The following is a 13,776-nucleotide window of genomic DNA, read 5'->3' as shown; positions in this document are numbered from 1 at the left end:
GATTGCCTGCGGGAGCCGCCGCCCCTAGCCTGCGCAAGCCCTGACCCCACCGAAGGACGGACCCATGACCGGCAAGACCCTGTTCATCACCGGAGCCTCCAGCGGCATCGGCGCCGCCACGGCCAGACTTGCGGTCGCGCACGGCTGGCGCGTGGGGCTGTTCGCCCGGCGCGAGGACCGCCTGCGCGCGCTGGTGGCAGAACTGGGGGAAGACCGCGCTCTGACCCTGCCGGGCGATGTCACTGACCTCGCCGACCTGCAGACGGCGCTGGAACGGATGTCGGACCGCTTCGGCGCGGTTGACGCGGCCTTTGCCAATGCAGGCCGCGGCCTGAACGCCGCCGGGACCGAGGGCGGCGATCCCGGGGAATGGCAGGACATGATCCGCATCAACGTCATGGGTCTGCTGTTCACCGCCAAGGCGGCCCTGCCCTTTCTGAAGAAGACGCAGGGCCATCTGCTGATGACCGGCTCGGCCGCCGGGCGGGTGCATATCAAGGGCTCGGTCTATGGCGCCTCCAAGTGGTTCGTCCATGGCTATGGCGGCAATCTGGCCGAGGAGATGCGCGAATGGGGCGGACGCTGCACCGTCATCGCGCCCGGCATGGTGGACACCGACTTCTTCGACGAGGCCAAGCCCAAGGCGATCCGCCCCGACGAGGTGGCCCGCGCGGCGCTCTACGCGCTGGAAGCCGGGGACCACGCCGCCGTGCGCGAGGTCTTCCTGATGCCGCGCTGAGGGCGGTTGCGGCTGGACAAGGATACGCCGCCCCGCTTCCCTGCGCCCATGACCATCACGGGGCGGAACGCCCATCGCGAGGACAACATGCCGCACGACAGCCTTGAACTGAGATCGACCATCACCGCCGACGGAACCCTGCGGGTCAACCTGGATCGGGTTTCGGTCCCCGACCCCGGAAAGGGCGAGCTTCTGGTCCGGGTCGAGGCCGCGCCGGTCAATCCTTCAGACCTCGGCCTGCTGTTCGGGCCGGCCGACATGGCGACGCTGAAGGCCGAGGGCACCAAGGACGCCCCGGTCCTGACCGCGAGTGTGCCGCCGCATCTTCTGCCTGCCGTCAGCGCCCGTCTGGACCAGTCGATGCCGGTCGGCAACGAAGGCGCGGGCACAGTGATCGCCGCCGGTCCCGACCTGCAGGACCTGATCGGCCGGCGCGTCGCCATGATCGGCGGCGCCATGTATGCCGAGTTGCGGCTGATCCGCCCCGAGGCCTGCATCGTCCTGCCCGAAGGCGCGGGCGCGGCCGAAGGGGCGGCGCTGTTCGTCAATCCGCTGACCGCGCTGGGCTTTGTCGAGACGATGCGGGCCGAAGGCCACAAGGCCATCGTCCATGTCCCCGCCGCCTCGAACCTCGGGCAGATGCTGGTGCGGATCTGCAAGGCCGACGGGATCGAACTGGTCAACATCGTCCGCAGCCCGGCGCAGGCCGAGCTTCTGCGCGGCATCGGCGCCACCCATGTCCTCGACAGCAGCGCGCCCGACTTCCGCCGGACGCTGGAGGAGGCCATCGCCGCGACCGAGGCGACGCTCGCCTTCGACGCCATCGGCGGCGGCGAGATGACCAGCACCATCCTGAACGCGATAGAGGCCGTGGCCGCCCGCAGCCTTGAAAGCTATGACCGCTACGGCTCCTCGACGATGAAGCAGGTCTATGTCTACGGGGCGCTGGACACTGGCCCCACGATCCTCAAGCGCGGCTTCGGCTTCACCTGGGGGATCGGCGGCTGGCTTCTGTTCAACGCGCTGAAGCGCATGGATCCGGCCATCGTGCAGCGGATGCGCGAGCGCGTGGCGGCCGAGATGACGACCACCTTCGCCAGCCACTACACCGCCACCATCAGCCTAGCCGATGTCCTGAAGCCCGAGATCGCACTGGCCTGCCAGAAGAAGGCGACCGGAGAGAAATACCTGATCACGCCCTGAGGCCGGACGAGGATCGCCCCGCGGCGACGCATCCCGGCGACCGCCTGTTCCGCGGGTTCTCGGATCCGCGGCAGGCATCGCCCCGGCGGTCCTTGCAGACACGGGGCGCATCCTCACGACAGCCGGGGCGCTGCGTCCCGCCCGGACAGGCCCGCTATCATTCCTGATGCGACAGCGGGTCCACGGGCTTCGCGCCCTCCGAAGGCTCGCCGGGAAGGCGGATATGGGGGGCGGTGGCCTGCACGATGGGGTCCACCGGCTCGCCCGCGCGCAGGGCCGCCAGCAGGTCCATCCGCATCCGGTAGGTCCAGAAATCGTTGATGTGGCCCGCCACCGCGATCTCTGGCTCGCCCGGCTGGCTGCGGAAGAAGGTGGCGATCTGGTTCGCCATGCGGATCAGCTTTTCATGCGGCGTGTGTTCAGAGATTTCGGACAAGGCGTCAGCCCTTCATGCGCTGGGGGTGGGTGTAAAGGTCGAAAGCCTCGCCGCGGGCGCGGCCGATCAGGGTGATGCCCGCCGCCTCGGCCCAGGCGATTGCCAGCCGCGTGGGCGTGCTGGCGCCGATCAGGACCGAGGCGCCGATGCGGGCGGTCTTCTGCACCAGATCGACCGACAGGCGCGAGGACATGACGATGGCCCCGCCCTTCGCGTCGAGCCCCTGGTCCGCCATCGCGCCCGCCAGCTTGTCGAGCGCGTTGTGGCGGCCCACGTCCTCGCGCACGATGGCCGTGTCGGGCGACCAGAACCCCGCCGCGTGTATCGCGGGCGTCTCGCGCCAGCGGCGCTGGCCATCGGACAGCGCCTGCATCGCGCGGCCGACGTCCTGTGGAGACAGGCCCGCGTCCTCGGCCACCCGCACGACCTGTGGCAGGGCGGCGGCGATGCTGTCCACGCCGCAAAGGCCGCAGCCCACGGGGCCGACCATGCTGCGCCGCCGCTCGGCCAGACCCGAGGCGAGGCCGGGGCGCAGCCACAACCGCGCCTCATAGGCGGGAACGCCGGGTAGTTGCGCGGGCGGCCGGACCTGCGTGATCTCTCGGTCGGTCACGTCAGCGGACGAGGCGATCAGCCCCTCGGTCAGCGCAAAGCCCAGCGCGAAATCGGCCAAGTCGTGCGGCGTTGCCATCAGCACCGCCTGGCTGGTGCCGTCGATGACGATGGCGACGGCGGCTTCCTCGGGCGCTGCAGGCGCGTCGGCCGCCACCCAGCCGCCGGACCAGCGGCGGGGCGGCTTTCCCGCAGCCGGGGCGGTCGGCTGCGGGGATGATGCCGTCCTGTCTTCGGCCGCGCCTGCCCCCATGCTTGCCTCACCGGGGGGCAGCGCGGCCGAAATTGTCGCCTCTTGCAGCGTGCCTGTGTCCGTCCCCGGCCCGCTGCCTTGGCGAGCCGGTCCTGTTTTGCTCATTCCGCGGCCGGCAGGATGCGGCGGGCGAGTTCCGAATGGCTGCGATACTGTTCCTGCCATTCGGACGGCCCGTTCGAGGGGCTGACCTGCACCGCCGTCACCTTGAACTCGGGGCAGTTGGTGGCCCAGTCCGAGTTGTCGGTCGTCACCACGTTGGCCTGCGTGTTCGGGTGGTGGAAGGTCGTGTAGACCACGCCCGGCGCGACCCGATCGGTGATCTTCGCCCGGATCGTCGTGTCGCCCGCCCGGCTAGCCACGCGGACATAATCGCCCTCGCGGACGCCGCGCTGTTCGGCGTCATGGGGGTGGATCTCCAGCAGATCCTCGGGATGCCAGACGGTGTTGTCGGTGCGCCGGGTCTGGGCGCCGACGTTGTATTGGGTCAGCGTCCGCCCCGTGGTCAGCAGCAGCGGGAAGCGGCCGCCGGTGCGCTCGTCGCTTGGGACATACTCGGTGTTGATGAACTTGCCGGGACCGCGCGCAAAGCCGTCGATGTGCATGACGGGCGTGCCCAGGGGGGCCGCGTCGTTGCAGGGCCACTGCACCGAGCCTTCGCGATCCAGCAGGTCGTAGCTGACGCCCGCGAAGCTGGGCGTGGTCAGCGCGATCTCGTCCATGATCTGCGAGGGATGGTCATAGTGCCAGCCCGCGCCCATGGCATTCGCCAGCATGATCGTGATTTCCCAGTCGGCATGGCCGTTCATGGGGGTCATGGCCTTGCGGACCATGTTGATCCGGCGTTCCGCATTGGTGAAGGTGCCGTCCTTTTCCAGGAAGCTCGACCCCGGCAGGAAGACATGGGCGTAGTTCGAGGTCTCGTTCAGGAACAGGTCGTGGACGATCAGGATGTCTAGGCTCGCCAGCGCCGACTGGACGTGGGTGGTGTCGGGATCGGACTGCAGCACGTCCTCGCCCTGGCAATACAGGCCCTTGAACCGGCCCTGCGTCGCCGCGTCGAACATGTTGGGGATGCGAAGCCCCGGTTCGTCGGACAGCGGCACGCCCCAGACGCGCTCGTAAAGCTCGCGTGTCTCGATGTCGGTGACGTGGCGATAGCCGGGGTATTCGTGCGGGAAGGACCCCATGTCGCAGGAACCCTGCACGTTGTTCTGGCCGCGCAGCGGGTTCACGCCGGTCCCCGGCTTGCCGATGTTGCCGGTCATCATCGCAAGGTTCGCGATCGCCATGACGGTGGTCGAGCCCTGCGAATGTTCCGTTACCCCCAGCCCGTAATAGATCGACGCGCGCGGCGCCTTCGCATAGGCGCGGGCCGCCTGCCGGATCAGGTCGGCGGGCACGTGGCTGTGGCGCTCGACCTCCTCGGGGGAATGGCGCGGGTCCAGCAGGAAGTCGCGATATTCGAGGAATTCGTCCCAGTCGCAGCGTTCGCGGATATAGGCCTCGTCATAGAGGCCTTCGGCCGCGATCACATGAGCCATGGCGGTCAGGACGGCCACATTGGTGCCGGGCAGCAGCGGCAGGTGGATCGCCTCGTTCCGGTGCACGCTGTCCAGCAGGTCGATGTGGCGCGGGTCGAGCACGATCAGCCCCGCCCCTTCGCGCAGCCGCTTGCGCAGGCGAGAGCCGAAGACCGGGTGCCCCTCGGTCGGGTTCGCCCCGATCACCAGCGCAAGGTCGGTATGCTCGACCGAGTCGAAGTCATGCGTCCCCGCCGAGGTGCCGAAAGCGGTCTTGAGGCCGTAGCCCGTGGGCGAGTGGCAGACGCGGGCGCAGGTGTCGGTGTTGTTGTTGCCAAAGACCGCGCGGGCGAGCTTCTGCACCAGATAGGTTTCCTCGTTCGTGCAGCGCGACGAGGTGATGACGCCGACGGAATCCCGGCCGTGCTTCTCCTGCGTCGCGCGCAGGCGGTCGGCGGCGAAGCGGATCGCCTCCTCCCAGGACACCACCCGCCACGGGTCGCGGTAATCCTCGCGGATCATCGGGTTCAGGATGCGTTCCGCATGGGTCGCATAGCCCCAGGCGAAGCGGCCCTTGACGCAGGAATGCCCGCGGTTGGCCTTGCCGTCCTTGCTGGGCACCATCTTCACGACCGTCTCGCCGCGCATATGGGCGTCGAAGGAACAGCCGACGCCGCAATAGGCGCAGGTTGTCTTCACGATGCGCTCGGGCGTGCCGATCTCGATCACGGTGTTCTCGATCAGCGTGGCGGTCGGGCAGACCTGCACGCAGGCGCCGCAGGACACGCAGTCGGACGACAGGAAGCTGTCGGACATCATCCCCGCGCTGACGCGGCTGTCAAAGCCGCGGCCGTCGATGGTCAGGGCGAAGGTGCCCTGCACCTCCTCGCAGGCCCGCACGCAGCGCGAGCAGACGATGCACTTCGCCGGATCGAAGGTGAAATACGGGTTGGAATGGTCCTTGGCCCGCCATTCCGGGTTCGACTCGCCGTTGTCGCGGCGCTGGAAATGGTTCTTGCCCGGCTCATAGCGGACCTCGCGCAGGCCCACGGCGCCGGCCATGTCCTGCAACTCGCAATCGCCGTTGGCCGCGCAGGTCAGGCAGTCGAGCGGGTGGTCCGAGATGTAAAGCTCCATCACCCCGCGCCGGATCTGCGCGACTTCGTCGGTCTGGGTGCGGACGACCATGCCCTCGGCCACCGGCGTGGTGCAGGAGGCGGGCGTCCCGCGCATCCCGTCGATCTGGACGACGCACAGGCGGCAGGACCCGAAGGCCGTCAGGTGGTCGGTCGCGCAGAGCTTCGGCACCGTGATCCCGGCGATGGCGGCGGCGCGCATGACGCTGGTGCCCGCCGGAACCGCGACGGGGATGCCGTCCACCGTCAGCGTGACGATGATGTCGGACAGCGACGCGGGGGTGCCGAGGTCGCGGTCGTCGGGGATGATGAAGTCCTTCATTCGGCAGCCTCCACCCGGCGCGTCCTGCCGGTGAAATCATCGGGAAAATGCGTCAGCGCGGACATGACTGGATAAGGCGCAAAGCCCCCCAAGGCGCAGAGGCTTCCCCATTTCATCGTGTTGCAAAGATTGGAAAGGACCGGGATGGCTTCAAGGTCGCCGGCAGCAATCCGGTCGATTGTTTCGACGCCCCGTGTCGAGCCGATGCGGCAGGGCGTGCATTTTCCGCAGGACTCGATGGCGCAGAACTCCATCGCGAAGCGGGCGAGCGGCAGCATGTCGGCGCCGTCGTCGAAGATGACGATGCCCGCATGGCCGACGAGACCCTCTTTCCCCGCAAACTCCTCATAGCCGAAGGGCGTGTCGAACAGCGCGCGGGGGAAATAGGCGCCCAGGGGGCCACCCACCTGCACCGCCTTGACCGGGCGGCCCGAGGCGGTGCCGCCGCCGATCTCGTCCACGATCTCGCCCAGCGACAGGCCGAAGGCGACCTCGAACAGCCCACCATGCTTGACGTTGCCCGCGATCTGCAGCGGCATGGTCCCGCGAGACCGGCCGATGCCATGCGCCGCGTAAGCCGCCGCGCCATTCGCCATGATCCACGGCACGGTGGCCAGCGACAGCACGTTGTTGACGACCGTGGGCTTGCCGAGGAAGCCCTCCAGCGCCGGAATCGGGGGCTTGGCCCGAACGACGCCGCGCTTGCCTTCCAGGCTGTTCAGCAGGCTGGTCTCCTCGCCGCAGACATAGGCGCCCGCGCCGACCCGCACCTCCATGTCGAAGGCATGGGCGGAACCCAGCACCGACGGCCCCAGCACCCCTGCCGCCCGGGCGATGTCGGTGGCCGCGCGCATGACGCGGATCGCGTCGGGATATTCGCTGCGGATATAGACATAGCCCTGTACGGCACCCACGGCGATGCCCGCGACAGCCATGCCTTCGATGAGGGTGAAGGGGTCGCCTTCCATCACCATCCGGTCGGCGAATGTGCCGCTGTCGCCCTCGTCGGCGTTGCAGACGATATACTTGCGGTCGGCGGCGGCCTTGGCGACGGTTGCCCACTTGATCCCGGTCGGGAAGCCCGCCCCGCCCCGGCCGCGCAGGCCGGACTCCGTAACTTCGGAAACAATCTTGTCGGGTGCGGCCAGCGCCGCCTTCAGCCCCTCAAGCCCGCCATGGGCCTGATATTCCTCCAGCGACAACGGATCGATCACGCCCACGCGGGCAAAGGTCAGCCGCGTCTGCCGCTTCATCCAGGGCAGATCCTCGACCAGCCCCAGCGCCAGCGGATGCCCCTTGGGATCGGCGAGGATCGCCGGCACGTCCCCGGGCGCCACCGGCCCGAAGCCATGCCGCACGCCCTCAATCTCAAGCTCCATCAGCGGCTCAAGCCAGATCATCCCGCGCGAGCCGTTGCGCGTGGGGGCCACCCCCATCTCGCGCCGCACGGCCTCGGCCACCTCATCCGCGCCCAGCGCGCGGGCGGCGGCGTCGATCGGAACCCAGACCCGCATCAGCGCGCCCCCCCTGCCATGGCGACCACGCGCTGCGCGGTCGCGCGCCCGACCAGCCGGTCATCCATCTGCGCCGCAGGGCCGCAGGCGCAGAGGCCGAGGCAGAACACCGGCTCAAGCGTCAGTCGCCCATCCGCCGTCGTCTCGTGCCAGTCGAGGCCCAGCGCGCCCCGCACCTGCTCGGCCAGCGTGTCCGCGCCCATCGACTGGCAGGCCTCGGCGCGGCACAGCCGCAGCACATGGCGGCCCGCAGGCGCCTCGCGGAAATCGTGGTAGAAGCTGACGACGCCGTAAACCTCTGCCCGGCTCATCCCCAGCGCATTGCCGATGATCGGCTGCGCGGCCTCGGGGATCATGCCCCATTCCGCCTGCACATCATGCAGGATCGGCAGCAGCGGCCCTTCGCTTTCCGCATGGCGCACAATGATCGCCTGCAGCCTTTCAAGGCTTTCCCCGTCCAGTGCCGCAGCCCTGGGCTTGTTCGGAGGATGGGGCGAGTTGGCGCTTGTTGTCATGGGCTGGCTCCGAGGGAAATCCGCTTGCGCCCTAGGCATAGGTCGCCGCGATAGGCACATCAATCCTGAAGTATCGTTCGTTGATAGAGTTTATCTATTGAAACTCTGCCGCGCCACCTGCATCAGCGCCTCGACCAGTGGCGACAGCGGCTCGCGTTCTGCAAGCACCAGCCCGACCCGGTTGCCCGGCCCGTCCGACAGCGGGCGCGCCCGCACGCCCGCCGGCAACGGCAAGCCGTCCGCCAGCGCCTGCGGCAGGATCGCCGCCCAGTCGCCGGTCGTCACATGGGACAGGATCGCCAGCATCGAGTTCGATTCGACCCGCGGCACCGCCGGCGCATCCGCCTCGGCCAGCCGGGCCGAGACGATTCGACGATTCTGCATATCGGGGGTCAGCAGGCACAAGGGGCGCGTCGCCGCCTCGGTCCAGGACACAGGCCCCGAGTCGTCGGTCCGGTCCACGAGGCACAGGGTTTCCAGAAACAGCGGCACCGTCCGCAGCCGGCCCAGATGCTCGCCGTCGAGATAGGTCACGCCCGCGTCCAGTTCCAGCGCGGCGATCTGGTCGCGGATCTCGTCCGACGACCGCGACAGGATCGTGACCTGGGCCGAGGGATGGCGCGACAGGAACGGCGCCGTCAGTTCCGCGATGCGCGGCATGGCGGTGGGGATCACCCCCAGCCGTAGCCGGCCCGAGACGCCGCTGCGGGTCGCCCGCAGTTCCGCCTGCATGGTCCGCACGTCGCCGACGATGCGCCGCGCCCAGTCCAGCACCCGCTCGCCCTCCGGGGTCAGCCCGTGGAAGCGCGAGCCGCGCCGGACAAGCTGCACGCCCAGTTGATCCTCAAGCGACTTCAGCGCCGAGGACAGCGAGGGCTGGGTGATCCCCAGCGCCTCGGCGGCGCGGCCGAAATGCCGCTCGCGCGCAAGGACCATGAAGGCGTGCAGCCGGTCGATCATGCGACCCGGCCTGCGATTGCCGTCAGGGGAAAGCGGATCAAGACAGGGGCACCGGGTGGAAGCATCGCCAGCGCGTCGTCGTTAAAGGCTGTCACTGCGGACTCCGTGCCGCACGCGCGGGCTGCCGACCAGCTTCGGACATAGCCGAGCAGGCCCGACAGCGGCCATTCGGCAGCGATTTCCCGCTGGGGAACGACAGGACGCGGGAAGGGAAAGGGAAGGTCGCGGTAGCCGTTCTCGACATGAACGCGCTCGGGCGGCCAGAAGGGCGCGATCTCGTCGTGGTAGAAGCGGGCAAAGCGGTCGCCCAGGACGCCCGCGACTTCGGCGGGGCCATAGCTCACCAGCCCACCACCCCGCCAGGACGCAAGACCCGCCGGACCTCGGCGTAGAGGGCGGAAAGGTCGAACCAGCGCGCGGCCTGCGCCACGACCCCCAGATCGGCGGAGCCGTCAGCCACGGGCAGCGCGTCCGCCCCGCCCGCGCGCCAGTCGATGCACGGATGCGCGGGTGCCTCGGCCAGTTGGGCGGGGCTGACATCGATCCCCGGCACGGCGTCGAAGTGACCTACCAGCGTCAAGGTCAACTGCCCCGAGCCGCAGCCGACATCCACCCCTAGCCCGCGTCCGGGGCAGAGCGCAGCCAGCGCGGCGGCGAGTTCAGGGGGATAGGTCGGGCGGGCCTCGGCGTAATCGCCCGCGCCGCCGGTCACAGGATCTCGACCCGCCAGCTTTCGATGACGGTGTTGGCCAGCAGCTTCTCGCACATCCGGCCGACCTCGGCTTCGGCCTCGGCGCGGTCGGTGGTAGACAGGTCCAACTCGATCACCTTACCCTGCCGGACGCTGTTCACCCCGGAAAAGCCCAGCGTGCGCAGCGCATGGCGGATCGCCTCGCCCTGCGGGTCGAGGACGCCATTCTTCAGCATGATCGTGACTCGGGCTTTCATGCGCGGCGGTCCTTTCAGTTGATGAGCGTCGGCTTGACCGGAACGGCGGCAGGCATGACGCCTAGGCGGCGCGCGACCTCGGTATAGGCGTCGGTCAGGCTGCCCAGGTCGCGGCGGAACACGTCCTTGTCCAGCTTCTGCCCGGTTTTCACGTCCCACAGCCGGCAACTGTCGGGGCTGATCTCGTCGGCCACGACCAGCCGCATGAAGTCGCCGTCCCAGATGCGGCCGATCTCGATCTTGAAGTCGATCAGCTTGATGCCGACGCCATAGAACACCCCCGACAGGAAGTCGTTGACCCGCAGCGCCAAGGACACAATGTCGTCCATGTCCTGCTGCGTGGCCCAGCCGAAGGCGATGATGTATTCCTCGCTGACCATCGGATCGCCGAGCTCATCGTTCTTGTAGCTGTATTCGACGATGGGCCGGGGCAGTTGCGTCCCTTCCTCCATCCCCAGCCGCTTGGAGATGGATCCGGCGGCAAAGTTTCGCACGATCACTTCCAGCGGGATGATCTCGACCTGCCGGATCAGTTGCTCGCGCATGTTGATGCGGCGGATGAAATGGGTGGGGACGCCGATATTGCCCAAGCCCTGCATGAAATATTCGGACAGGCGGTTGTTCAGCACGCCCTTACCGTCGATCACGGCTTTCTTCTGGGCGTTGAAGGCGGTGGCGTCGTCCTTGAAATACTGGATCAGGGTGCCAGGCTCGGTGCCTTCGTAAAGGATCTTGGCCTTGCCCTCGTAGATCTTCTTGCGCCGCGGGGCCATGATCGCGCCTTTCGTCTGGGCAAAGCGTTGAACGTCGCCGCACCCATAGCGCCGTTCGACCTTCGGGGGCAATACGGGCGGGGCCGGAAACGGGGTTGCGGCAAGAGGGTAGCAGAGGCATATCAAACGCAACCCTTGGACGGAGGCCGCAATGACCACTTTCGACGACCGCGAACGTTCCTATGAAACCAAGTTCGCCCATGACGCCGAACTGCGGTTCAAGGCCGAGGCGCGGCGCAACCGCCTGCTGGGCGAATGGGCGGCGGGGCTGCTGGGCAAGACCGGGGACGAGGCGCGGACCTATGCGCTGACCGTCGTGACCTCGGACTTCGAGGAGCCGGGCGAAGACGACGTGTTCCGCAAGCTCAGCGAGGACCTTGCCGGCAAGGCCGACGAGGCGACCATCCGCTCCAAGATGGTCGAACTGCGCGCCGAGGCCCGCCGCCAGGTCGTCGACGAGGTCTGAGAAGGCCTCCACTGTCCGGAAAAAAGAAAGCGGCGCCAGTGCCGACGCCGATCCGGCCGGGTTGATCATCGGGTGAGGCACTCACCCTGCAACCCGGCACCCTGGTGTCAGGCCGAGGGAACTCCACCGACAAGAAGATGCGCGCGCCTTCTTCATGCGGCGGCGGCCTCGGCTTTTGGATAGCGCCGCCCCATCATGATCCCGCGCATGGCGTTCAGCATCATCAGCGCTGCCCACAGCCCGTGGTTGCCGAAAGCCGGCGGCAGGATCAGCAGCGCCAGCACATAGACGGCCACCGAGGGCACCATGGCGTTGCGCATTTCGCGCGTCAGCGTGGCGCCGATAAAGATGCCATCCAGCATCCAGCTAGCCACGCCCACCAGCGGGGCGATCACCAGCCAGGGCAAGTAGACGCGCGCCACCTCGCGCACCTCGGGCGAGGTGGTCAGCAGGTCGATGATCGTCCCGCCCGCCCCCGCAAAGACCGCCGCCAGCAGCAGCGCCCCGGCCGCAGCCCAGGCGCTGGTCAGGCGGGCCGCTCGCCGCACCCGCTCGGGCCGCCGCGCGCCGACCGCCTGCCCCACCAGCGTCTCGGCGGCGAAGGCCAGTCCGTCCAGCGAATAGGCGGTGATCTGCAGGAACTGCATCAGAACCTGGTTGGCGGCCAGCGTCACGTCGCCCTGCGCCGCTCCCATGAACAGGAAGGTGGTGAAGGACGCCTGCAGCAGCACCGAGCGGATCATGATGTCGCCGTTCACGCCCGCCATCCGCGCCAGATGCTCGCGCGCCCACAGTCCGCCTGCCTGAAGCCCGTCCCGCAGCGCGTGCCGCGCGAACCACAGCGCCAGCGCGAAGCCCGACCACTCGGCCGCCAGCGTTGCCCAGGCCACCCCCGGCACGCCCATGTGCAGCCCCAGCACGAACCACAGGTCCAGCCCGATGTTGACAGCATTTATCAGCAGTTGCACCAGCAGGATCACTCGCGTCCGCTCGACCGCGATCATCCATCCGGTCAGCGCATACATCCCGATGGTCGCGGGCGCGCCCCAGATGCGGATGGACAGGTATTGCCGCGCCAGCGTCTCGACCTCGACTGACGCGGGCGACAGCCGGAAGGCAAGCCCGATCAGCGGCCCCTGCAGCAGAACCAGCAGCAGCCCGGCGCCCAGCCCCACGCAAAGCGCCCGCAGCAGATGCGCCCCCGACTGCGCCCGGTCCCCCGCCCCATGCGCCTGCGCCACCAGCCCCGAGGTGCCCATCCGCAGGAAGCCGAAGATCCAGTAAAGCGAGGTCAGGATCACCGCCCCGATCCCCACCGCGCCGATCGGCGCGGCCTCGCCCAACTGGCCCACGACGCCGGTATCCACCATTCCCAGGATCGGGATGGTCGCGTTTGCCAGCACGATCGGCAGCGCGATCGCCAGCACCCGGCGATGGGTCAGCGCGTCAGGAGGCATCAATCCTCAGCCCTGCGCCATCAGGAAATGGCCGCTCGCCTGGGCAAAGGGGCGCTCGGGGCTGTCCTGCCAGGCCTCGACCTGCACGCTGGCATAGCGGCGGCCCAGCCGGACCACGCGGGCGCGGGCATAGGCGTCGCGGGCGCCGGCCGAGCGCAGGTAGTCGATGGTGAAGTCGATGGTCTTGGGCAGGCGCGGCAACCCGTCCGGTCCGGGATGCAGCTCGCGGCCATCCTCGCCCAGCACGGCCCAGACAAGGCCGAGGACCGCGGTGGTTTCCAGGAATGCGGCTGTGACCCCGCCATGCAGGGCGGGCAGCACCGGGTTGCCGATCAGCCTGTCCGAAAATGGCAGGACAGCGGTCAGCTCGTCCCCCCGCCGGTCCACCCGGACCCCCAGCCAGCGCACATAGGGAACCTCGGCCAGCATCCGCTCGACGGTCGATTCGCGGATGGCGAACACATGGTCCATGTCACACCCCCACGGTGAAGGTGCCGGTGGCCGTGGCGACCGGGCTTTCACCCTCGTCATGGGCCACGGCGCGGACAAAGGCGACCGAGCGGGTCATGTGAAAGCATTCTGCCCGCGTCCGCACCCGTTGCCCCGAGGTCGCGGACCGCAGGTAGTCGATCCGAAGGTCGATGGTCGCCGTCGTCGCCGGCCGGTCGGGATGGGTCAGCACCGCCGCCCCGCAGCAGGTGTCCATCAGGGCCGAGATCACGCCCCCGTGCAGGACGCCGGTGCGGGGATCGCCCACGAACTCCTCGCGCCAGGGCATGGCGATCTCGACCACGCCGGGACCGGCCTCGACCAGTTCCATCCCCAGGGCGCTGGCGTGGGGGATGACCTCGATCATCGCACGCGCCAGCGCGGTTTCGTCCAGGCTCGCGGTGCCGGGCAGCAGTTCCATCCTTGTCCT

At 68.7% G+C, this 13,776-nt stretch carries 16 protein-coding genes; 3 read left to right on the top strand and 13 right to left on the bottom strand.

Features of this window, described 5'->3' with window-relative positions:
- The first annotated feature begins 64 nt into the window (after positions 1–64).
- Complete coding sequence (locus tag JGR78_RS02010) at positions 65–739, top strand: SDR family oxidoreductase (RefSeq protein ID WP_182791469.1); 675 nt, start codon at positions 65–67, stop codon at positions 737–739.
- Positions 740–745: 6 nt separating this feature from the next.
- On the top strand, positions 746–1,942 hold the full coding sequence (locus JGR78_RS02005) for a zinc-binding dehydrogenase (protein ID WP_234450819.1): 1,197 nt from the start codon (positions 746–748) through the stop codon (positions 1,940–1,942).
- Positions 1,943–2,099: 157 nt separating this feature from the next.
- Here the strand turns inward: JGR78_RS02005 and JGR78_RS02000 are convergent, their stop codons facing one another.
- The 10 genes from JGR78_RS02000 to purC form a co-directional block, all read right to left on the bottom strand.
- Positions 2,100–2,378: a formate dehydrogenase subunit delta gene (locus JGR78_RS02000; RefSeq protein WP_370576389.1), complete on the bottom strand. Its 279-nt coding sequence runs from the start codon at positions 2,376–2,378 to the stop codon at positions 2,100–2,102.
- Between the two features lie 4 nt (positions 2,379–2,382).
- The gene (fdhD, locus tag JGR78_RS01995; RefSeq protein ID WP_234450818.1) at positions 2,383–3,348 is read right to left on the bottom strand and encodes a formate dehydrogenase accessory sulfurtransferase FdhD; all 966 of its coding nucleotides are present in this window, start codon (positions 3,346–3,348) and stop codon (positions 2,383–2,385) included.
- Positions 3,345–6,224, bottom strand: coding sequence for a formate dehydrogenase subunit alpha (fdhF, locus tag JGR78_RS01990; protein WP_182791470.1), 2,880 nt, complete (start codon positions 6,222–6,224; stop codon positions 3,345–3,347). The genes fdhD and fdhF overlap by 4 nt, the downstream gene beginning before the upstream one ends.
- Positions 6,221–7,738 carry an NADH-quinone oxidoreductase subunit NuoF gene (locus JGR78_RS01985; protein WP_182805107.1) on the bottom strand — a complete coding sequence of 506 codons (1,518 nt, stop codon included), beginning with the start codon at positions 7,736–7,738 and terminating at the stop codon, positions 6,221–6,223. Before JGR78_RS01985 ends, fdhF begins: the two co-directional genes overlap by 4 nt.
- A complete protein-coding gene (locus JGR78_RS01980; protein WP_182791472.1) occupies positions 7,738–8,253 on the bottom strand; it encodes a formate dehydrogenase subunit gamma in 516 nt (171 codons plus the stop codon). Before JGR78_RS01980 ends, JGR78_RS01985 begins: the two co-directional genes overlap by 1 nt.
- A gap of 90 nt (positions 8,254–8,343) precedes the next feature.
- Positions 8,344–9,213: a LysR family transcriptional regulator gene (locus JGR78_RS01975; RefSeq protein WP_182791473.1), complete on the bottom strand. Its 870-nt coding sequence runs from the start codon at positions 9,211–9,213 to the stop codon at positions 8,344–8,346.
- On the bottom strand, positions 9,210–9,557 hold the full coding sequence (locus JGR78_RS01970; protein ID WP_182805105.1) for a hypothetical protein: 348 nt from the start codon (positions 9,555–9,557) through the stop codon (positions 9,210–9,212). The genes JGR78_RS01975 and JGR78_RS01970 overlap by 4 nt, the downstream gene beginning before the upstream one ends.
- Entirely contained in the window at positions 9,554–9,925 is a 372-nt protein-coding gene (locus JGR78_RS01965) for a class I SAM-dependent methyltransferase (RefSeq protein WP_182791475.1), read from the bottom strand. Before JGR78_RS01965 ends, JGR78_RS01970 begins: the two co-directional genes overlap by 4 nt.
- Positions 9,922–10,161, bottom strand: a complete 240-nt coding sequence (gene purS / locus JGR78_RS01960; RefSeq protein WP_182791476.1) for a phosphoribosylformylglycinamidine synthase subunit PurS — start codon at positions 10,159–10,161, stop codon at positions 9,922–9,924. The genes JGR78_RS01965 and purS overlap by 4 nt, the downstream gene beginning before the upstream one ends.
- 14 nt (positions 10,162–10,175) lie before the next feature.
- Entirely contained in the window at positions 10,176–10,934 is a 759-nt protein-coding gene (purC, locus tag JGR78_RS01955) for a phosphoribosylaminoimidazolesuccinocarboxamide synthase (RefSeq protein WP_182791477.1), read from the bottom strand.
- A gap of 151 nt (positions 10,935–11,085) precedes the next feature.
- Between purC and JGR78_RS01950 the strand changes: the two genes are divergently transcribed.
- On the top strand, positions 11,086–11,400 hold the full coding sequence (locus JGR78_RS01950) for a DUF1476 domain-containing protein (protein WP_182791478.1): 315 nt from the start codon (positions 11,086–11,088) through the stop codon (positions 11,398–11,400).
- Positions 11,401–11,552: 152 nt separating this feature from the next.
- Here the strand turns inward: JGR78_RS01950 and JGR78_RS01945 are convergent, their stop codons facing one another.
- From JGR78_RS01945 to JGR78_RS01935, 3 genes are read right to left on the bottom strand one after another with little or no spacing between them, the layout of a single operon-like run.
- A complete protein-coding gene (locus JGR78_RS01945; protein ID WP_182791547.1) occupies positions 11,553–12,857 on the bottom strand; it encodes an MATE family efflux transporter in 1,305 nt (434 codons plus the stop codon).
- Positions 12,858–12,863: 6 nt separating this feature from the next.
- Positions 12,864–13,328, bottom strand: a complete 465-nt coding sequence (locus JGR78_RS01940) for a PaaI family thioesterase (protein WP_182791479.1) — start codon at positions 13,326–13,328, stop codon at positions 12,864–12,866.
- A gap of 1 nt (position 13,329) precedes the next feature.
- On the bottom strand, positions 13,330–13,767 hold the full coding sequence (locus JGR78_RS01935; RefSeq protein WP_182805102.1) for a PaaI family thioesterase: 438 nt from the start codon (positions 13,765–13,767) through the stop codon (positions 13,330–13,332).
- Between the last annotated feature and the right edge of the window lie 9 nt (positions 13,768–13,776).

The organism is Paracoccus sp. MC1862 (assembly GCF_016617715.1).
In the GTDB taxonomy this organism is placed as follows: domain Bacteria; phylum Pseudomonadota; class Alphaproteobacteria; order Rhodobacterales; family Rhodobacteraceae; genus Paracoccus.
The sequence above is the reverse complement of the archived record's forward strand: the minus strand, read 5'-3'. Positions and strand labels throughout refer to the sequence as shown.

What these genes read in the sequence shown, in the direction of transcription:
- JGR78_RS02010 (WP_182791469.1), top strand. Translation starts at nt 65, where the DNA reads ATGACCGGCAAGACCCTGTTCATCACCGGAGCCTCCAGCGGCATCGGC.
- fdhD (WP_234450818.1), bottom strand. Translation starts at nt 3,348, where the DNA reads ATGAGCAAAACAGGACCGGCTCGCCAAGGCAGCGGGCCGGGGACGGAC.
- fdhF (WP_182791470.1), bottom strand. Translation starts at nt 6,224, where the DNA reads ATGAAGGACTTCATCATCCCCGACGACCGCGACCTCGGCACCCCCGCG.
- JGR78_RS01985 (WP_182805107.1), bottom strand. Translation starts at nt 7,738, where the DNA reads ATGCGGGTCTGGGTTCCGATCGACGCCGCCGCCCGCGCGCTGGGCGCG.
- JGR78_RS01980 (WP_182791472.1), bottom strand. Translation starts at nt 8,253, where the DNA reads ATGACAACAAGCGCCAACTCGCCCCATCCTCCGAACAAGCCCAGGGCT.
- JGR78_RS01975 (WP_182791473.1), bottom strand. Translation starts at nt 9,213, where the DNA reads ATGATCGACCGGCTGCACGCCTTCATGGTCCTTGCGCGCGAGCGGCAT.
- purS (WP_182791476.1), bottom strand. Translation starts at nt 10,161, where the DNA reads ATGAAAGCCCGAGTCACGATCATGCTGAAGAATGGCGTCCTCGACCCG.
- purC (WP_182791477.1), bottom strand. Translation starts at nt 10,934, where the DNA reads ATGGCCCCGCGGCGCAAGAAGATCTACGAGGGCAAGGCCAAGATCCTT.
- JGR78_RS01950 (WP_182791478.1), top strand. Translation starts at nt 11,086, where the DNA reads ATGACCACTTTCGACGACCGCGAACGTTCCTATGAAACCAAGTTCGCC.
- JGR78_RS01945 (WP_182791547.1), bottom strand. Translation starts at nt 12,857, where the DNA reads ATGCCTCCTGACGCGCTGACCCATCGCCGGGTGCTGGCGATCGCGCTG.
- JGR78_RS01940 (WP_182791479.1), bottom strand. Translation starts at nt 13,328, where the DNA reads ATGGACCATGTGTTCGCCATCCGCGAATCGACCGTCGAGCGGATGCTG.
- JGR78_RS01935 (WP_182805102.1), bottom strand. Translation starts at nt 13,767, where the DNA reads ATGGAACTGCTGCCCGGCACCGCGAGCCTGGACGAAACCGCGCTGGCG.